The sequence below is a fragment of the Jeongeupia wiesaeckerbachi genome (genome assembly GCF_050916355.1).
GTDB lineage: Bacteria > Pseudomonadota > Gammaproteobacteria > Burkholderiales > Chitinibacteraceae > Jeongeupia > Jeongeupia wiesaeckerbachi.
In genome coordinates this window covers 985,437-1,002,213 of record NZ_CP136946.1, presented here as the reverse complement: position 1 = coordinate 1,002,213, position 16,777 = coordinate 985,437, and the positions used below count along the sequence as shown (strand labels likewise).

At 64.2% G+C, this 16,777-nt stretch carries 20 protein-coding genes; 3 read left to right on the top strand and 17 right to left on the bottom strand.

Annotated features, from left to right (window positions below; genetic code table 11):
* The first annotated feature begins 151 nt into the window (after positions 1-151).
* On the top strand, positions 152-1,399 hold the full coding sequence (locus R0382_RS04985) for a hypothetical protein (RefSeq protein WP_432722866.1): 1,248 nt from the start codon (positions 152-154) through the stop codon (positions 1,397-1,399).
* Between the two features lies 1 nt (position 1,400).
* Here R0382_RS04985 and trhA read toward each other — a convergent pair whose 3' ends face one another.
* From trhA to R0382_RS04915, 14 genes are all read right to left on the bottom strand, one after another.
* Positions 1,401-2,021 (bottom strand): PAQR family membrane homeostasis protein TrhA, encoded by a 621-nt coding sequence (trhA, locus tag R0382_RS04980; protein WP_432722865.1) that lies wholly within the window; start codon positions 2,019-2,021, stop codon positions 1,401-1,403.
* 220 nt (positions 2,022-2,241) lie between these two features.
* Complete coding sequence (locus R0382_RS04975) at positions 2,242-3,120, bottom strand: phosphoribosylaminoimidazolesuccinocarboxamide synthase (RefSeq protein WP_432722863.1); 879 nt, start codon at positions 3,118-3,120, stop codon at positions 2,242-2,244.
* Positions 3,121-3,288: 168 nt separating this feature from the next.
* Complete coding sequence (aqpZ, locus tag R0382_RS04970; protein WP_432722861.1) at positions 3,289-3,969, bottom strand: aquaporin Z; 681 nt, start codon at positions 3,967-3,969, stop codon at positions 3,289-3,291.
* 149 nt (positions 3,970-4,118) lie between these two features.
* Positions 4,119-4,298 (bottom strand): hypothetical protein, encoded by a 180-nt coding sequence (locus R0382_RS04965; RefSeq protein WP_432722859.1) that lies wholly within the window; start codon positions 4,296-4,298, stop codon positions 4,119-4,121.
* A 7-nt stretch (positions 4,299-4,305) separates the two neighbouring features.
* Positions 4,306-5,001, bottom strand: a complete 696-nt coding sequence (locus R0382_RS04960; RefSeq protein ID WP_432722857.1) for a DNA alkylation repair protein — start codon at positions 4,999-5,001, stop codon at positions 4,306-4,308.
* A gap of 151 nt (positions 5,002-5,152) precedes the next feature.
* The gene (locus tag R0382_RS04955; RefSeq protein ID WP_432722855.1) at positions 5,153-6,295 is read right to left on the bottom strand and encodes a 5-(carboxyamino)imidazole ribonucleotide synthase; all 1,143 of its coding nucleotides are present in this window, start codon (positions 6,293-6,295) and stop codon (positions 5,153-5,155) included.
* A 3-nt stretch (positions 6,296-6,298) separates the two neighbouring features.
* Entirely contained in the window at positions 6,299-6,550 is a 252-nt protein-coding gene (locus R0382_RS04950; protein WP_432722853.1) for a hypothetical protein, read from the bottom strand.
* Positions 6,547-7,032, bottom strand: a complete 486-nt coding sequence (gene purE / locus R0382_RS04945) for a 5-(carboxyamino)imidazole ribonucleotide mutase (RefSeq protein ID WP_432722851.1) — start codon at positions 7,030-7,032, stop codon at positions 6,547-6,549. Before purE ends, R0382_RS04950 begins: the two co-directional genes overlap by 4 nt.
* A 121-nt stretch (positions 7,033-7,153) precedes the next feature.
* Positions 7,154-7,735 (bottom strand): sugar O-acetyltransferase, encoded by a 582-nt coding sequence (locus R0382_RS04940; RefSeq protein WP_432722849.1) that lies wholly within the window; start codon positions 7,733-7,735, stop codon positions 7,154-7,156.
* An 88-nt stretch (positions 7,736-7,823) separates the two neighbouring features.
* Entirely contained in the window at positions 7,824-8,966 is a 1,143-nt protein-coding gene (locus R0382_RS04935; protein ID WP_432722847.1) for a MalY/PatB family protein, read from the bottom strand.
* Between the two features lie 38 nt (positions 8,967-9,004).
* Positions 9,005-9,667 (bottom strand): amino acid ABC transporter permease, encoded by a 663-nt coding sequence (locus R0382_RS04930; protein ID WP_432722845.1) that lies wholly within the window; start codon positions 9,665-9,667, stop codon positions 9,005-9,007.
* 53 nt (positions 9,668-9,720) lie between these two features.
* Complete coding sequence (locus R0382_RS04925) at positions 9,721-9,993, bottom strand: hypothetical protein (RefSeq protein ID WP_432722844.1); 273 nt, start codon at positions 9,991-9,993, stop codon at positions 9,721-9,723.
* Positions 9,994-10,094: 101 nt separating this feature from the next.
* Positions 10,095-10,874 carry a transporter substrate-binding domain-containing protein gene (locus R0382_RS04920; protein WP_432722842.1) on the bottom strand — a complete coding sequence of 260 codons (780 nt, stop codon included), beginning with the start codon at positions 10,872-10,874 and terminating at the stop codon, positions 10,095-10,097.
* A gap of 141 nt (positions 10,875-11,015) precedes the next feature.
* Complete coding sequence (locus tag R0382_RS04915; protein WP_432722840.1) at positions 11,016-11,549, bottom strand: hypothetical protein; 534 nt, start codon at positions 11,547-11,549, stop codon at positions 11,016-11,018.
* A 288-nt stretch (positions 11,550-11,837) separates the two neighbouring features.
* Here R0382_RS04915 and yiaY point away from each other — a divergent pair, with 288 nt between their 5' ends.
* Positions 11,838-12,989, top strand: coding sequence for an L-threonine dehydrogenase (gene yiaY, locus R0382_RS04910; RefSeq protein WP_432722838.1), 1,152 nt, complete (start codon positions 11,838-11,840; stop codon positions 12,987-12,989).
* A gap of 266 nt (positions 12,990-13,255) precedes the next feature.
* A complete protein-coding gene (locus R0382_RS04905) occupies positions 13,256-13,816 on the top strand; it encodes a YbhB/YbcL family Raf kinase inhibitor-like protein (RefSeq protein ID WP_432722836.1) in 561 nt (186 codons plus the stop codon).
* A 96-nt stretch (positions 13,817-13,912) separates the two neighbouring features.
* Here the strand turns inward: R0382_RS04905 and R0382_RS04900 are convergent, their stop codons facing one another.
* The 3 genes from R0382_RS04900 to R0382_RS04890 form a co-directional block, all read right to left on the bottom strand.
* Entirely contained in the window at positions 13,913-14,719 is an 807-nt protein-coding gene (locus tag R0382_RS04900) for a helix-turn-helix transcriptional regulator (protein WP_432722834.1), read from the bottom strand.
* A gap of 107 nt (positions 14,720-14,826) precedes the next feature.
* On the bottom strand, positions 14,827-15,759 hold the full coding sequence (locus R0382_RS04895; protein WP_432722832.1) for a DMT family transporter: 933 nt from the start codon (positions 15,757-15,759) through the stop codon (positions 14,827-14,829).
* A gap of 226 nt (positions 15,760-15,985) precedes the next feature.
* Positions 15,986-16,705, bottom strand: coding sequence for a hypothetical protein (locus R0382_RS04890; RefSeq protein ID WP_432722830.1), 720 nt, complete (start codon positions 16,703-16,705; stop codon positions 15,986-15,988).
* Positions 16,706-16,777: the final 72 nt, after the last annotated feature.

Sequence of the window (16,777 nt, the reverse complement as noted above, 5' to 3'; positions counted from 1 at the left end):
CTTGTTTGCACGATACTGACGCCTGCCGGCCGGCAAGCACCGGCCGTCGCAGAAAGCCGCGCCAGCTGCGTTTCGCTGCCCGCGCGGGCTCCGCCTTGTTTAGATTGTCGCCATGCCGTCGTCATGGAGGCGGTCTGAACGGAGAAGCCGGATGCAAAGCAGTGAACCGCAGCGCCCCTTACCGGCGGCGTTGCGCTCGGAACGTCGTCGCCATGCGCTGATGCTGTGCCTGATCATCGTGCTGGCTTATGTCTATTGCCGCAACGCGGTCATCGTCGGCGATGAGGTGGTCCACGAAGCGCAGATCCGCCGTTTCCTGCTCGGCGATTTCAGCATCGATCCGCGACTGACGACGATTCCCGGCTACCACCTGCTGGTGGCGGCATTGAGCTGGCCATTCGGTGCGTATTCGCTGGCGACGGTGCGCGGCATCAGCACGCTTTTCGGGACCGCGCTGGTGCTGGTTTATGCGCTGCTGTTGCGCGAGCGTTTCGGCGCCGTATCGCCGCAAAGGCTGATGCAGTTCGCGTTCTTCCCTATCTTCCTGCCGTACTTCTATCTGGCCTACACCGACGTGCTGTCGCTGTTGCTGGTCTTCGGCGGCCTGTGGCTGGCGTTGCGCAGGCAGGCGATTCCGGCGGCGCTGATCCTGGCGCTGAGCATGTGCGTGCGGCAGCAGAACGTCATCTGGCTGCTGGCGGTGCCGGTGCTGGTCTACTGCCGCGACAGCGGCTTTCGCTGGTGCCGCGAGACGCTGAAGGCCCAGCTGGCCGGCGGCGCCGCCGTTTATGGCCTGGCGCTGGCCGGGTTTGCCGTCTTCGTACTCTGGAACGGCGGCGTCGCCGTCGGTGACCGTGGCGCACACCAGCTGTCCGGGCTGTTTGTCGGCAATGTGTTCTTCATGCTGCTGCTGTATGCGATTTTCCTGCTGCCAAGCGTGATCGCCAACCTGCCGGCGACGCTGGCGTACGCGCGCCATCACGGCGCGGCGCCGCTGTGGCTGGCCGCGCTGCTGGTGGTCTATCTGTTCGGTTTTCAGAACAGCCACCCGTACAACGCCATCCAGCCCGAGTATTTCCTGCGCAATGGCTTGCTGACGCTGCTGTCGTCGTCGCTGCCGGTCAAGCTACTGTTCTTCATCCCGATCGCGCTGGCGGCGCTCGACTGGCTGGCGATGGCGCAACGCCGGCCCGAGCTGTATGTGATCGCCGCATTCAGCGTACTGGCACTGCTGCCGTCGTGGTTGATCGAACAGCGCTACATGATGATTCCGTTCGCGTTGCTGCTGCTGTACCGGGACGAGGATCGCCCCGGCGTGCAGGCGCTGACCGCCGCACTCTACGCCGTCGTTGCGGTGGTCTTCGTCTATGGGACCGCAACGCTGCGTTTCTTCCTGTGAATCAGGCGACGTAGAACAGGATGCTGAAAAAGTGGCAGATGCTGCCGATGAGTACGAACAGATGCCAGATGCCGTGACCGTGGCGGATCTTTTCGTCGAGGATGAAGAAGATGATGCCGATGCTGTAGACCACGCCGCCGGCGACCAGCCATGCCATGCCGCCGGCCGGCAGCGCCAGCCGCAGCGGCGTCATCGCGATCAGGATCAGCCAGCCCATCAGCACATAGATGATCAGCGAGAACACCCGCGTGCGCTTGCCGATCAACAGCTCCTGAATGATGCCGATCAGCGCCAGACCCCAGCTCAGGCCGAACAGGGTCCAGCCCCAGGGACCGCGCAAGGTGACCAGCGAAAACGGCGTGTAGCTGCCGGCGATCAGCAGGTAGATCGCACAGTGGTCGAACTTCTGCAGCACTTTCTTGGCGCCCGGGTGGCGGATCGAATGGTAGAGCGTCGACGCGCCGTACAGCAGGACCAGGGTTGCGCCGTAGATGCTGACGCTGACCACTTGCCAGGCGTTGCCGTACAGGCTGGCGACGACGATCAGGGTGACGAGGCCGGCGACGGCGAGCAGCGTGCCGAACAGATGGCTGTAGCTGTTGAAACGTTCTCCGCGGTACATGGGCTTCTCCGGTCGAAGCCAAAAGCATAACCGCAGCCCGCGACGCTGCCTTGTTGAAATTCCCAAACTGGCCGCCCACCCGCCGGGTGAGGCGGAGAAAACGGTTCGAACGGTGCGTACAGCAAGTCGCTGCACACGGCTTGATGATTGCCGGGAGGTGGGAGGCAGGACGCAAAAAAAGCCCCGTCGACGACGGGGCTTTTTGCCGGCCGATGACCGATCAGGCGGTCAGCTTGTCGAGCGCTTCGCGGTACTTGGCGGCGGTCTTCTCGGCGACGTCCAGCGGCACGGCGGGGGCCGGCGGCTGCTTGTTCCAGCCGGTGCTTTCCAGCCAGTCGCGGACGAACTGCTTGTCGTACGACGGCGGGTTGCTGCCCGGCTGGTACTGCTCGGCCGGCCAGAAGCGGCTCGAATCCGGCGTCAGCGCTTCGTCCATCAGGCACAGCGTGCCGTCGGCATCGAGGCCGAATTCGAACTTGGTGTCGGCAATGATGATGCCGCGCGTCGCGGCGAATTCGGCCGCGGCCTTGTACAGCCGGATCGCGGTGTCGCGGACCTTGGCGGCGAGTTCCGGGCCGATCAGGTCGGCGGTTTGTTCGAACGAGATCGGTTCGTCGTGGTCGCCGACGGCGGCTTTGGTGCTCGGCGTGAAAATCGGCTCGGGCAGCTGCTGCGCCTCGATCAGACCCGCCGGCAGCGCGATGCCGCTGACCGCGCCGGTCGCCTTGTAATCCTTCCAGCCGCCACCGGCCAGATAGCCGCGCACCACCGCCTCGACCGGCACCGGCTTCAGCCGTTTGACCACGACGGCGCGACCTTCGACCTGCGGCAGGTCTTCGGCGCTGACGACGTCCTCGGCCTTTTCGCCGGTGAAATGGCTAGGCACCAGATCCTTGAACTTGTCGAACCAGAAGTTCGAAATCGCGGTGAGGATCTTGCCCTTCTCCGGAATCGGTTCTTCGAGGATCACGTCGAACGCCGACAGGCGATCGGTGGCGATCATCAGCATGCGCTGGTCGTCGATTTCGTACAGGTCGCGAACCTTGCCCGAGTAGATCTTCTTCAGGCTCTTGAGGTCGGTGGAGGTGATGCTGGACATCTCGTTTCCTTGGGCGCGGGCCGGTGCGGCGCAAAAGCATTATTTTGCCCGATTCCGGCCCGCGTCGCATGCCGCCGGGCCGGAGGCGGCCCCGGTAATCTGGCCGGCAAACGGCATAACGCCCCGAGGGCTTGGCCGTCGGGGCGTTATGCGGGACCGATCCAATGCTTACTCGGCCTTGCCGGCGACCAGCGGATAGACGACACCGGCGATCGCTGCGCCGATCAGCGGCGCAACCCAGAACAGCCACAGCTGCTCGATCGCCCAGCCTTGGGCAAACAGCGCGACGGCGGTGCTGCGCGCCGGGTTCACCGAGGTATTGGTGACCGGAATGCTGATCAGATGGATCAGCGTCAGCGCCAGGCCGATTGCGATCGGCGCAAAGCCGGCCGGTGCGCGCTTGTCGGTTGCGCCGAGGATGACGAACAGGAACATCGCCGTCATCACCACTTCGCAGACCAGCGCCGCAATCATGCTGTAGCCGTCCGGCGAATGCGCGCCGTAGCCGTTCGATGCAAAGCCGCCGGCCAGATCGAAGCCGGCCTTGCCGCTGGCGATCGCGTACAGCACCGCAGCAGCGGCAATCCCGCCGAGGACCTGGGCGATCACATAGGGAACGAAGTCCTTGCACGGAAAGCGTTTGGCAATGACCAGGCCGAGCGAGACGGCCGGATTCAGATGGCAGCCCGACACATGGCCGATCGCATAGGCCATGGTCAGCACGGTCAGGCCGAAGGCCAGCGCGACGCCGGCGAAGCCGATGCCCAGTTGCGGAAAGCCCGCGGCAAGCACGGCGCTGCCACAGCCGCCGAGCACGAGCCAGAACGTGCCGATGAATTCCGCAGCCATGCGGTTCTTGAGCGGATACATATTTCCCCCTGGTGATGAATGTGGCGGCGGGCCAGCCGCGAAGGGGAAACAGAATAGGGCAATAGTCTTGACTATTCTGTCAGATTTGTCCTGACGTAATGGTCAATTTTCCCTGTTATCGGCGACGTTCAGGCTTTAAGGGCCGAGAGATCGAGTTTGAAGCTGCGGTAGCGCAAGCCGTACCAGCCGGGTAGCTCGCCGTGCTCGGTAAAACCGAGCGAGGCATACAGGCCTTGCGCCGTCTGCATCCAGTCGCTGGTATACAGCCCGAGCGCGGCGCGGGCCTGCGGCACGCTCGGCTGCCGCACTACTGTCTCAGCGGCCGAGATGCTTCAGCGCTTCGCGTACCGACAACGGCGACAGCGTCATGCGTTCGGCCTCGACAAAGGCCCGCACCGCATCGGCATCGGTTCTTGCGTACTGGCGCAGCACCCAGCCTATGGCCTTGCGGATGAAAAAGTCCGGATGACCGGCCAGCGTCCGGCAATAGCCGAACAGCCGCTTGGTATCGGTGTCGGCCTTGTAGCCGAGCTGGAACAGCAGCGCCGTGCGCGCATGCCAGAGTCGCTGGCCCGAGGCCCAGTCGTCCATCACCGTGAGCAAGGCGGGTTCGGCGCGCACCAGCGGGCCGACGACCTGGGCCGCCAGACCGTCGACGCTGTCCCACCACGATTTGCTGCCGATCAGCGCGTCGAGCACCGGCAGCGCGGCAAGACCGAGCGTGGCCGGCCGGTCGGCGAGCAGGTCGACGGCGACGATCTGGTACTCGCGTTCGGCCAGCGCCCACAGTTGCTGTGCGGCGGCGAGGCGTTCGGCCGGCGTCAGCGTGCTGCGCGCCGCGCGGATCAGCGGCGTCGATACCGCGCGTCGTTGCGGCGTCTTGATGCCGAGAAATGCAAAATGGCCGCGCATATACGCGGCCATCGGTGCGGCGAGCGCCGGATCGGCGAACGGCGCGAGTCCGGCGACGACGTCGTCGGTCCACGCCGTCGCGAGCTGGTTGGTCTTCATGTGAGCGAAACCTGTTTCAGTCGGTGAGCGAGCCAAAGCCGTTCGATTCCATTCGAAGCGCAGGGACCGGGATGGACTCAAAGTCCATGAGAATTCCGAGCATCGAATGGAAACGAAATGCGCAAGTGCAGTCGCCGAATGAGATGGGTTTTCAGCCGAGCATGTCCTTGATCGCCTGCGCCTGTTCGAGCGCGGCGTCGGTGCTGTCGGCCAGCACGTTGAAATGGCCCATCTTGCGGCCCGAACGTGCCTCGGTCTTGCCATAGAGGTGCAGTTTGGCGTTCGGCGCCGTCAGCAGCACATCCCAGTTCGGTTCGGCGCCATTGGCGCCCCAGCTGTCGCCGAGCAGGTTGACCATCACCACCGGCCGCAGCAGGTCGGTCTTGCCCGGATACAGCCCGCACATCGCGCGGACCTGCTGTTCGAACTGGCTGGTCAGCGTCGCGTCGAGCGTGTAATGACCGCTGTTGTGCGGCCGTGGCGCCATTTCGTTGATGACGAGTTCGTCGCCGTCGAGGATGAAGAATTCGACCGCGAGCACGCCGACGTAGTCGAGTGCTTCGGCCAGTTGCATCGCCATCGAACGGGCGCGTTCGGTGATGGCGGCGCCGATCCGGGCCGGGACGATCGATACGTCGAGGATGCCGCCGGCGTGTTCGTTTTCGGCCGGCGGAAAGCTCGTCACTTCACCGGCGCGGGTGCGGGTGACGATGACCGAGACCTCGGCAACCAGCGGCATCATTTTTTCCAGCACACAGGGCTGGTGCTTCAGGTCGGACAGCGCCGCACGGGCTTCGTCGACCGTTTTCACCCGGACCTGGCCCTTGCCGTCGTAGCCGAGCCGGGCGGTCTTGAGGATGCCCGGCAGATAGGCTGCCAAATCGCCCTCGAGGTCGGCGGCGGTCTGCACCGGCAGGAAAGGTGCGGTGGCGAGGCCGGCGTTGCGGATGAAGGTTTTCTCTGCGACGCGGTCCTGCGCGATCGCGACGCAATCGCCGCTCGGCGACACCGGCACGCCCTGGCCGGCCAGCCAGCGCATCGATTCGGCGTTGACGTTCTCGAACTCGGTGGTGATCGCCGCACAGCTGCGGGCGAGTTCCGCCAAGGCATCCGGATCGTTGTACGGCTTGGCGATATGCACGTCGGCGAAGTCGGCGGCCGGCGCTTTCGCATCCGGATCAAGCACGGTCACGCGGTAGCCCATGGTCTTGGCGGCGACGGCGAACATGCGGCCGAGCTGGCCACCCCCGAGGATGCCGAGCATGGCCGGCGGCAGAATCGGCTTCACAGCCATGTGTTATTCCTTCGATTTCATCAGTTGCAGGCGCATATAGCCCCAGCAGGCAAAGCCCCAGACCAGGCCGGCGACGAGACCCAGCGGCAGCGCTTCGATCAGTGCGGTGCGCATCGTCGCGACGCCGAGCATCTCGGCGATCACGCTCCAGAGCGCGCAGAACGGCAATCCCCAGCCGAGCGCGCCGCGCAGCAACAGACAGCGCCAGAATCCGCCTGCGCGAATCCGTTCCCAGCGCTGCCTGTCGTCGTTCATACCTCGGGGAGCGTCATCGCCAGCACGGTCTGCTTTTGCGTTTCGCGGAAGGCATTCAGCGCGGCGGCGAGTTGCGGGTCGGTCGCGGCGAGCATCGCCACCGCGAACAGGCCGGCGTTGGCGGCACCGGCTTCGCCGATCGCGAACGTGGCGACCGGCACGCCCTTGGGCATCTGCACGATCGACAGCAGCGAATCCTCACCACGCAGGTATTTCGACGGCACCGGCACGCCGAGCACCGGTACGGTGGTCTTGGCGGCAAGCATGCCCGGCAGGTGGGCGGCGCCACCGGCGCCGGCGATGATGCAGGCGAGGCCGCGCGGACCGGCGGTTTCGGCGTATTCGAACAGCAGGTCGGGCGTGCGGTGCGCCGAGACCACGCGGCATTCGAACTCGACACCGTAGGTTTTCAGCTGTTCGGCCGCGTGACGCATGACCTCCCAGTCGCTGTTGCTGCCCATGACGACGCCGACCTTGACCATGTCCTACCTCGCGTAAAAGCAGAAATTCTACCGAATTCGCGGCTTCCGGGCAGCAATACCGATGGACGTTGTTACCTTGCCGGGCCGGCTGCAGTCACCGGCGGCGGTCGTCGGCGCCGATTCAGGCGGGTGGCGTCCACGCGGTATACAGCGTGGCCATGTCGGGCGGTGTCAGTTCGCGGACGACCTGCGCCGGGTTGCCGGCGGCGAGTACGCAAGCCGGAATGTCGCGGGTGACAATGGCGCCGGCACCGATGACGCTATGGTCGCCGATGGTCACGCCGGCGCAGATCACCGCGCCGGCGCCGATCCAGACGTTTTCGCCGATGGTGATCGGCTTGGCCCAGAACGCCCAGCGCTGACGCTCGGTCGGATCGACCGGGTGCGTGGTGGCGTGAATGTGCACATTGGGGCCGATCAGCGTGTGCGCGCCGATGCGCACCGGCGCGCCGCCCGAGAGCATTGCGCCGCTGTTGATGAAGACCTTGTTGCCGAAGTGGATGTCATGGCCGCGCGTGACGGTCAGCGGCGGCAGGATGCCGACGTCGCCGGCATCGCCGAACAGCTCGGCCAGGATCGCGGCACGCGCCTCGTGATCGGTGTCCCCGCTGTTGAAACGGCGCAGCAGCGCCTGCTCGTGCTGCCAGCGATGTGGGGGCTTGCCGAGGTCTTCGAAGGCGTAGCGGATCGTGGTATCGGACATGCGTGCTTTTCCGGTTGTACAGACCGTCAATTTAACGCGCGCGGCCGGGGTTTGCCCGGTCGGACGGTGAACTGGGCAAGGTCGGCAATCAGAGCGTTGCCAGCGCTTTGCGCATCCGCGCGAGCGCCGAGTCGAGTGTGGCGCGCGGGCAGCCGAAATTGAGCCGGACAAAACCCGGCGCATCGAAATCGGCGCCGTCCGACAGGCCGACACCGGCTTGCTCGAAGAAATGTTGCGGGTGTTGCAGCCCGGCGCCGCGGCAGTCGATCCAGGCGAGGAAGGTGGCTTGCGGCACGGTGACGCGCAGGCCCTGAATGCCGTCGAGGGCCCGGACGACTTCGTCGCGGTTGCTGCGCAGCACCGACAGCAGCTCGTTGCGCCAGGCCGCGCCGTCGCGGCAGGCGGCCTCGAGTGCGACGTAGCCGAACAGGTTCACGTGCGGCACGATGCCGCGCATCGCCTTCTGGAAGGCATGGCGACGCTCGGCGTTCGGGATGATCGCGAATGCGCAGCCGAGGCCCGGGACGTTGTAGGTCTTGCTCGGCGCCATCAGCGTGATCGTTCTCGCCGCCAGTTTTGGCGACAGCGTGGCAAACGGGACGTGACGGGCGCCCGGTTCGAGCAGCAGGTCGCAGTGGATCTCGTCGCTGATCACCGTCAGGTCATGCTTTTCGGCGATCTCGCCGAGCCGGACCAGTTCGTCCTGCGTCCACTGCCGGCCGACCGGATTGTGCGGGTGGCAAAGCATCAGCGTCGCCCCGGGCGTGGCCGCGGCGTCGAGCGCGGCGAAATCCCATTCCCAGTGGCTGCCGACGGCGAGCCGGGTTTCGCGCAGCGGCAGCTTCACCAGCCTGCGCGCGTTGAACTGCGGCGCCGACATGAACGGCGGATAGATCGGCGTTGCGGTGATCACGTCGCCATTGCCACTGGCACGGCAGGCGACATTGAGCCCGGTGACGAGCCCGGGCAGCGGCACCAGCCAGCCGGGCTCGATCGTCCAGCCGTAGTCGCGCCGGGCGGCGTCGATCAGCGCCGACAGCGCGGCTTCGGTCGGCTCGCCGTAGGTGAAGATGCCTTGCGCAACGCGCTCGGCCAGCGCCTGGGTGATGGCCGGCGGGCTGAGGAAATCCATGTCGGCAACCCACAGCGGCAATACATCGCGACCGGCGTACTTGCGCCATTTGTAGCTGTCGGTAACGCGCTGGGCGGCGGAGGTGGTGAAGTCGTACATGGGGGCATTCCTCGGAATCTAGCCAGCGTAGCTGGGCTTCAGTGGCGGTGGGCGAGTTCGAGTTTCTTCTCGACCGCGCGCTGTACGCGCTCGAACAGCGCGCTCAGCACCCAGTAAATTGCCGCCGCGGCAAGGTAGAGCGGCAGCGGCTGGAAGGTCTGGGCGATCACTTCCTTGGTCGCGAGCATCAGTTCGGTGACGGTGATCACCGAGACCAGCGAGGTATCCTTGATCAGGCTGATCAGGCTGTTCGACAGGCTCGGAACGGCCAGACGCAGCGCTTGCGGCGCGACGACATGGCGCATCGTCTGCCACCAGTTCAAGCCGAGCGAATACCCGGCGAGCCACTGGTTGCGCGAGACGCCGGCAATGGCGCCGCGCATGCTTTCGGACAGGTAGGCCGCGACGTTCAGCGTCAGCGCCAGAATACCGGCCGTGACCGGTTCGAACTCGATACCGACACTGGGCAGGCCGTAGTAGATGACGAAGATCTGCACCAGCAACGGCGTACCGCGCATCGCACTGACGTAGACGGCGGCGATCTGCGCGAGCACCGGCACGCGGGCGATGCGCACCAGCGCAACGGCAAAGCCGAGCGCCAGACCGAGCACCATGGCAATCAGCGCGAAGAACACCGTGAAGCCGGCGCCCTTGATCAGGAAGGGCCAGGCGGTGTGCAGAAGTTCGATCCAGCTATCCAAGATCATGTCTCACGAGGGGGGGATGGGGTGGGGGCGATGCTGGCGCGTCTGCTTCAGGAGGCATTCATGCGCATGGCCAGGTACAGCGCGGCTAAACCGAGCAAGACAAGCGATGCACCCAGCAGGCTGAGCTTGCCCAGCCACTTGAGCTCACCGTCGTTGCGCAAGGAGTAGAAAAACGCAGCGAACGGCCCCGTGAGCAGGATCAGCACGATCCACGGCGTGTCTTTTCTGCCGATGGCGGTCGGCAGGCAGAACAGGGTGTTGATCAGCAGGATGCCGACGCCGATACACACAACTATCGTGGACAAAGTGATCGTGAGCATGGTGGTCTGACTCAGGTCGGTTCAATACGGGCGCACAAGGCGACGGAAAGCAACGCGCCCCCGGGGCGCTGGCGTCCGGGGGCGCGGGAGTACGACGGCGCTTATTTTGCCGCAGGTGCCTTGGAGACGTCGATGCCGAACCACTTCTTCGAGATTTTCGCGAAGCTGCCGTCCTTGTGCATCTCGAACAGGGCCTTGTCGATCGCGGCCTTGAACTGCGGATTGCCCTTGGCGAACGGGATGCCCGATTTCGACACCTCGCCGACCGCAGCACCCGGCTTGACCGGCAGCTTGGATTCCTTGATCGCGAACGGGATCATCAGGCTGTCGTTCAGCGCCGCGTCGAGCCGGCCCTGCGCCAGATCCTGCAGGTATTCGGGCGCGCCCGGGTAGGTTTTCACGTCGATGCCGGCGACGGCCTTGGCCATGTCGGCGTAGTTGGTGCCGAGGCCGAGGCCGAGCTTCTTGCCCTTGAGGTCGTCGAGCGACTTGAAGTTGCGCGTTTCGTTCTTGCGGACGATCAGCTGTGCCGACGAGATCGTGTACGGCTCGGAGAAGTCGAACACCTTCTGGCGCGCATCGGTGATGCCGACCTGGTTGATCACGACGTCGAACTTGCCGGCCTGCAAGCCGGCGAGCAGGCCGCTCCATTCGCCGGTGGTGAAGCCGGCCTTCACGCCGAGGCGGCGCGCCAGTTCACGGGCCAGTTCGACTTCAAAGCCGGTCAGCTGGCCCTGTTTGTCCTTGAAGTTGAACGGCGGGTAGCTGCCTTCGAGCGCGACTTTCAGTTCGCCGCGGCTCTTGACCGTGTCGAGCAGGTCAGCGGCAAAGGCGGGCACCGAGATCGCGGCGGCGATCACCAGCAGGGCGAGCTTCTTCATATGTAGATAACCTTTGGTTATTTGTATTTGGTTCAACATAACCAAAGTATCATGTTGTCATGCTGCGAGGCATCAGGGTTTTTCCTTAGCTCCGCTGTGCTGGCAGGTGGCGGATCGGCTGCTTCGGCCCGGGTCGCGGACTCATTGCGCCCACGGTAGTTGCCACATGACGCCGAGTCCCCAGCGCGGCGTTTCGCTGCTGAACTGCTGCAGCCCGCCGCCGACCGTCAGCGCCTGCTTGCCAAAGTCGAAACGGCGACTGAGCGTCAGGTTGACTGGCGTGTCCCAATCGCCGCTGTAGCTGCTGTAGGTGGTTTCGGCCTGCAGCCCGAGCGTCATGCCGTTTTCGAAGGTGTAGTTGGCAAACGGCAGCAGCAGCGACTGCGGGTTGTCTTCGCGCAGTTCGTTGCCGATATAGCGGGCGCGACGCATGCCCGAGAAGCCGACGACCAGCGTCGGATCGCCGAAAAACGTCAATCGGGCGGGGTCGTACTTGGGAATCAGCGTGCTGGCGGCTTTGCCGGAGAGCCAGACCCAGGCGGGCGACGGATCGATTTCCGGAGCCGGCGTGGTGACGCTGAAATCGAAATAAGGCGGCGTGTCGTCGGCATGCACGAGACCGGGAGCACTGACGAGCAGCAGGGTGGCCAGGATGTGGCGGGCGTAGTTCGACATGGCTCCCCCTCGGTGATGCTGCAGTCTGGCTGCATGGGTGAGTTTCTTTCATAGCCAGCCGGTTGACGGCGTCAGCGCCATGGCGACGAGCGGTCGGTGAAAGCGTGTCGCAGGCGACGAAGTCGTCGCACGAATACCACAACTGCCTTGATCGAGCGCAAAGCGGCCGGCGTTCGGCGGGCGCACAGTGGCGGTGTATCCAATCGTCATTGCCGCCCCGGCGGGCCGGTTCGGTCACGAGCCGAAATCCGCTGCCGGGGGGCTGACCCCGCACTCAAGGAGCTCACCATGGCCACCACCGCCTTCTTCATTCCGAACGTCAATCTGATGGGTGCCGGCTGTATGGCCGATGCCGCCAAGGCCATCGCCTCGTACGGCTACAAGAAAGCGCTGATCGTCACCGACACCGGGCTGGTGGCGACCGGCCTGGTCGGCCAGGTCGCCGAAACGCTGGGGCAGGCGGGCGTGAGCAGTGTGGTGTTCGACGGTACGCACCCGAACCCGACCACCGGCAATGTCGAATCCGGACTCAAGCTTTTGCGGGACAACGGTTGCGACTTCGTGATCTCGCTCGGCGGTGGCTCGCCGCACGATTGCGCCAAGGGCATCGCCCTGGTCGCGGCCAATGGCGGCAAGATCGCCGATTACGAAGGCGTCGATCGTTCGGCCAGGCCGCAATTGCCGCTGGTGGCGATCAACACCACAGCCGGTACCGCCAGCGAAATGACGCGTTTCTGCATCATTACCGACGAGGCCCGCCACATCAAAATGGCCATTGTCGACAAGCACACCACGCCGATCCTGTCGGTCAACGATCCGGCGATGATGGCCGGCATGCCCAAGGGCCTGACCGCTGCGACCGGCATGGATGCGTTGACCCATGCGGTCGAAGCCTATGTGTCGACCGCGGCAACGCCGATTACCGATGCCTGTGCGCTGAAGGCGGTCGAACTGGTCAGCCAGTATCTGCGCGCGGCGGTGGCCGACGGCCAGGACATGCAGGCGCGCGAGCAGATGGCGTACGCGCAGTTCCTCGCCGGCATGGCCTTCAACAATGCGTCGCTCGGTTATGTGCACGCGATGGCGCACCAGCTCGGCGGCTTCTACGACCTGCCGCATGGCGTCTGCAATGCGGTGCTGCTGCCGCATGTGCAGGCCTACAACGCCCAGGTCGCCGCCGCGCGCCTTGGCGACGTGGCCGATGCGATGGGCGTCGACGTCAGCGGCATGGATGACGCGCAAGCGGCGCAGGCCTGCCTGGCGGCGATCCGCCAATTGGCGATGGACGTCGGCATTCCGGCCGGGCTGACCGAGCTTGGCGTCAAGGCGGCGGACATCCCGACGCTGGCGAGCAACGCCTTGAAGGATGCGTGTGGCTTCACCAATCCGAAGCAGGCCACCCACGAGGAAATCTGCGCGATCTTCCGCGCAGCGATGTAAAGCGGAGAGGAGGAGCAAGCCGCAAGCGCGGCGACGGGTTTTACACCCGGGTGGCGCAGACAATGCGGTCAGATCCGTCGCACAGCGGCGGACCAAAAAATGTTGGCCGGAGCGGATGCTCCGGCCTTTTTCTTTTTGATGCCGTCTCGATTGGATCTTCGGGCCAATGACCGTTTCCGGTATAAAAATTGACGGCTTTCTGACTAATCCGCGTCGGGCGGAATCCCTAAGATGCACAAGTTCCAAACCAACCGGATTTGTCGATCATGATGCGCAATGTATTGGTCAATTTAGCCTTGCCCTTGTCTATATTCCTGTCGGGTTCTGCGCTGGCAGACTCGTTGAAGCTCACGAGCACCGATATCGCTCAGGGGCAATACATGAGTGCCGCCCAGGAGTTCCAGGGATTTGGCTGCAACGGCAGCAATCGGTCGCCGCAGCTTTCATGGACCGGCGCACCCAAAGGCACCGAGGCCTTTGCGGTGCTGGCCTATGACCCGGATGCACCGACCGGCAGCGGCTGGTGGCATTGGCAGGTCGTCAATATCCCGAAGACCGTCACCGCGCTCGCCAGCGGCGCCGGTGATACGGGCAAGCAGGCCATGCCCGCCGACAGTGTCAACATCAGGAATGATTACGGCATCGCCGGCTTTGGCGGGGCCTGCCCGCCCAAGGGACATGGCGTGCATCGCTATCAATTTACCGTGTTCGCGCTGTCCAAAAAGCTGGAACTGCCGAAAGAGGCTTCCGCTGCGCTGACCGGCTATATGGTGCGTGCCAATTCGCTGGCTTCGGCCACCATTGAGGCTTTGTACAAGCGGGACTGAACGCCCGGTCAGGCGGTGCAGCGGCGGACTTTGCCACTCGGGAGGACGTGCCGTCCTTTGCCGGGGTCGCATCGGGCGCCAAGCGCAAGCGAGGCTTTAATCCGGCCGGCGCGTTTTTCTGAGCGCGCTCGGCGTAATGCCGAACAGTTGCTTGAACTTGTCGGTAAACCGGGATTGGGATTGATACCCGCAACGCTCTGCAATACGGCCGATCGGCGCCATCGTCGTTTGCACGAGGTGGAGGCCATGACCCAGTTTGGCGCGGTTCACGATGGCATGAATGCTACTGCCTTCCGCCTGCAACTTCCGCCTTAGCGTCGATTCGCTGATAGCCAGTTTTGCAGCCAGACGCTCGACAGGCCAGTCCGCCGAAATATCGTCGTTGATGATGCCGTGCAAGCGGTGGCTGAGGCTCGGGGGGGCGGCAATGGCGCACACGTCTTCGTAGCCGGACTGATAAAGCAGCTGGAGCAGCTCCTTTCTCCGGAAATGCCATGCTGCCGAGGGCGCGAACATCGACCATTCAATGAATTGCTGCAAGGTCGTGGCCAGAGCGGTATCGATTTCACCCTGAAAATAATTGCGCGTGCCCTTTTGTGCGTCCTTGAACTGATCGAAATCGCAATACTCGAATTCGACCAGCACGGCGCAATACGCATTGACGTCGGGAATGTTCCGCATATCAATATTGGTATTGTTGGACAAAAAGACAAAGCGGCCTGCCGGGCAGGTGATTTCGCTGTCTTTGCCTAGCTGTTTGATGCCGGCCAGTACGAATACCATCAGCGGTTTTGCGATGGGCGCGTTGAGAATGCGCTGCTCCTTCACCGATGAATACACCGAAAACGGCAAGGGCTTGTGCTCGTGCGAGGCTTTCTTTGCGGCTTCCAGCAATGCGTGCATATGTTTACCGGTGATCATCGGGTGTGCGGCCATCGCCTTCGCTGAATAGGCGCACCGGATTGCAGAGAGGACGGCCGGGGGCGGGGCCCCCGGCCGTTGGCGCGCTGCTAGCGCTTGCCGATCAGCGTGACGCCGCCCATGACCACGGCGACGCCGAGCCACTGCAGCGGGCTGAGGTGCTCATCGAGAATGCCGAGGCTCAGCACGATGGTGAGTACCGGGCCGATGGTGCCGGCGATAGCGGCGCGGCCGGCGCCGATGCGCGCCATTGCCGCGGCCATCAGCCAGATCGGCAACACCGTCGCGACCAGCGCGGTGATCAGCGCGTAACCGTAAACCGGCCAGGCTTGCGAAAACAGCAGCGGCAGCGGCCGCGTCAACGCGAACTGGATCAGCATTGCGCCGCCAGATACGGTCAGCGCGGCTTCGGTGAAGCGCATCGAGCCGATGCGCTTGATGACGCCAGGGCTGAAGGTTAGGTACAGCGCGAATGCGACGGTGCTGCCGACGATCCACAACAGGCCGGCGACGTCGGCGTGCGCGCCGGCCAGCCCCGGGCCGATGACCACGGCGATGCCCAGATAGGTGAGCAGCAAAGCGCCGACCATGCGCTTGGTGATCTTGGTGCGGAAAAACAGCGCCGACAGCAGCACCGTCAGCGTCGGATACAGATAGAGCACCAGCCGTTCGATGCTGGCACTGACGGTGACAAGGCCGATGAAGTCGAACAGGCTGGCGAGGTAATAGCCCAGCAGACCGAGTACCAGCAACAGCCACAGATCACCGCGCGCGATCGGCGTTGCCGGTACCGCAGCACCGCGCTGCCAGCGCGCGCAGCGCCAGAGCCCGATCAGCCCGAGCGAAAACACCAGCCGCAGCGTCAGCAAGGTCACTGCGTCGACACCGTAGCGGTAGGCGAGCTTGACGAATACCGCCTTGGTGGCAAAACCGGTGGCCGACAGGAAGGCGAACAGCAGGCCAAGCTGCTGCGGCGAAAAGCCGGCGGATGGGGCTGTCGTAGCGGAGGAGGTATCGGGCATGGCGGTCATCCTTGGGTCAAGGCGCCGCGATGGTCTTCAGGAAAGGAATACACCGCGGCAGAGGGCTCGCGGTGGCAATAGCGCTACCGCTGGAGGCTTTTTAGCCACCAGAGGGAACGCAGCAGAAGGGAGGTCGGGACGGCTGACATGCAAACAAACTATCAGCCGCGTGATGACAACGTCAACGGCCGCGGTAGCGGCGGCCCAAAATGATGACTAAACGGACTCAACTCGGGAAAAGGCTGGCGAATTCCTCCAGGCATTCGTCGCCGGCGGTGCTCAAGGCGCGCTTGAGACCGGCGGCGCCATCGTCGACCAGTTCATCGTAGGTCGGGGCGTCGGCCGTCTGTTCGGGTGCCCGGGAGCAAGAATGCTCGGCCAGCACTTCGCGATGCTTCAAATCGATCAGGCGGGCCTGTGCCGAATAGATCACCCGGTAGTGGGTCCAGTCCGCCGGGAAGTAGATCAGGCTCCAGGTCACCGTACGCACGTCGAGCAGCAGATCCACGTCGGGATGCAGCTTTGCCAGTGCGTCGACGTCATCGGAGCCCGAAACGATGCCCAGTTTGCGATCGGCAATCCGGTACTGCGCATGAACCATTTTTGCCAGTTCGGCGGCGATATTGCTGGCCGGGTCAGGGATATTGTTGTCCCTGACCAGTGCGTTGCCGGAGCTGATCGCTTCGATGGCACCGAGCAGGCCGAACATGGCGTTGCCGGCGGTCATTGCGCCGAAGTCGGGCTTCGTTCCGGTCGTAAAGGCGAGGGTTTTGTTTTCCAGTTGCGGTACGGCAGCCTGGCTCAGTGGCTGGTGGCGAACGGAGGCGCACGCGCTCAGCAGCGCGCAGGCGAGAAGCACCAGAAGGCGGGACGTCATGGGGATCACTTTCGGTTCGGGATGTGCGTTGCGGCGGCGACGATAGCGGTGCGCTTTGGGCCGGGTCAAATTGCATTGGAACGCATGTTGCAGCGAGGCACTGTAGCTATCGACAGGCCGTCTGCTGCAGGCAGAATTGCA

What these genes read in the sequence shown, in the direction of transcription:
- R0382_RS04900 (WP_432722834.1), bottom strand. Translation starts at nt 14,719, where the DNA reads ATGCACGCATTGCTGGAAGCCGCAAAGAAAGCCTCGCACGAGCACAAG.
- R0382_RS04920 (WP_432722842.1), bottom strand. Translation starts at nt 10,874, where the DNA reads ATGAAGAAGCTCGCCCTGCTGGTGATCGCCGCCGCGATCTCGGTGCCC.
- yiaY (WP_432722838.1), top strand. Translation starts at nt 11,838, where the DNA reads ATGGCCACCACCGCCTTCTTCATTCCGAACGTCAATCTGATGGGTGCC.
- R0382_RS04905 (WP_432722836.1), top strand. Translation starts at nt 13,256, where the DNA reads ATGATGCGCAATGTATTGGTCAATTTAGCCTTGCCCTTGTCTATATTC.
- aqpZ (WP_432722861.1), bottom strand. Translation starts at nt 3,969, where the DNA reads ATGGCTGCGGAATTCATCGGCACGTTCTGGCTCGTGCTCGGCGGCTGT.
- R0382_RS04940 (WP_432722849.1), bottom strand. Translation starts at nt 7,735, where the DNA reads ATGTCCGATACCACGATCCGCTACGCCTTCGAAGACCTCGGCAAGCCC.
- trhA (WP_432722865.1), bottom strand. Translation starts at nt 2,021, where the DNA reads ATGTACCGCGGAGAACGTTTCAACAGCTACAGCCATCTGTTCGGCACG.
- R0382_RS04985 (WP_432722866.1), top strand. Translation starts at nt 152, where the DNA reads ATGCAAAGCAGTGAACCGCAGCGCCCCTTACCGGCGGCGTTGCGCTCG.
- R0382_RS04935 (WP_432722847.1), bottom strand. Translation starts at nt 8,966, where the DNA reads ATGTACGACTTCACCACCTCCGCCGCCCAGCGCGTTACCGACAGCTAC.
- R0382_RS04975 (WP_432722863.1), bottom strand. Translation starts at nt 3,120, where the DNA reads ATGTCCAGCATCACCTCCACCGACCTCAAGAGCCTGAAGAAGATCTAC.
- R0382_RS04925 (WP_432722844.1), bottom strand. Translation starts at nt 9,993, where the DNA reads ATGCTCACGATCACTTTGTCCACGATAGTTGTGTGTATCGGCGTCGGC.
- R0382_RS04915 (WP_432722840.1), bottom strand. Translation starts at nt 11,549, where the DNA reads ATGTCGAACTACGCCCGCCACATCCTGGCCACCCTGCTGCTCGTCAGT.
- R0382_RS04950 (WP_432722853.1), bottom strand. Translation starts at nt 6,550, where the DNA reads ATGAACGACGACAGGCAGCGCTGGGAACGGATTCGCGCAGGCGGATTC.
- R0382_RS04955 (WP_432722855.1), bottom strand. Translation starts at nt 6,295, where the DNA reads ATGGCTGTGAAGCCGATTCTGCCGCCGGCCATGCTCGGCATCCTCGGG.
- purE (WP_432722851.1), bottom strand. Translation starts at nt 7,032, where the DNA reads ATGGTCAAGGTCGGCGTCGTCATGGGCAGCAACAGCGACTGGGAGGTC.
- R0382_RS04895 (WP_432722832.1), bottom strand. Translation starts at nt 15,759, where the DNA reads ATGCCCGATACCTCCTCCGCTACGACAGCCCCATCCGCCGGCTTTTCG.
- R0382_RS04960 (WP_432722857.1), bottom strand. Translation starts at nt 5,001, where the DNA reads ATGAAGACCAACCAGCTCGCGACGGCGTGGACCGACGACGTCGTCGCC.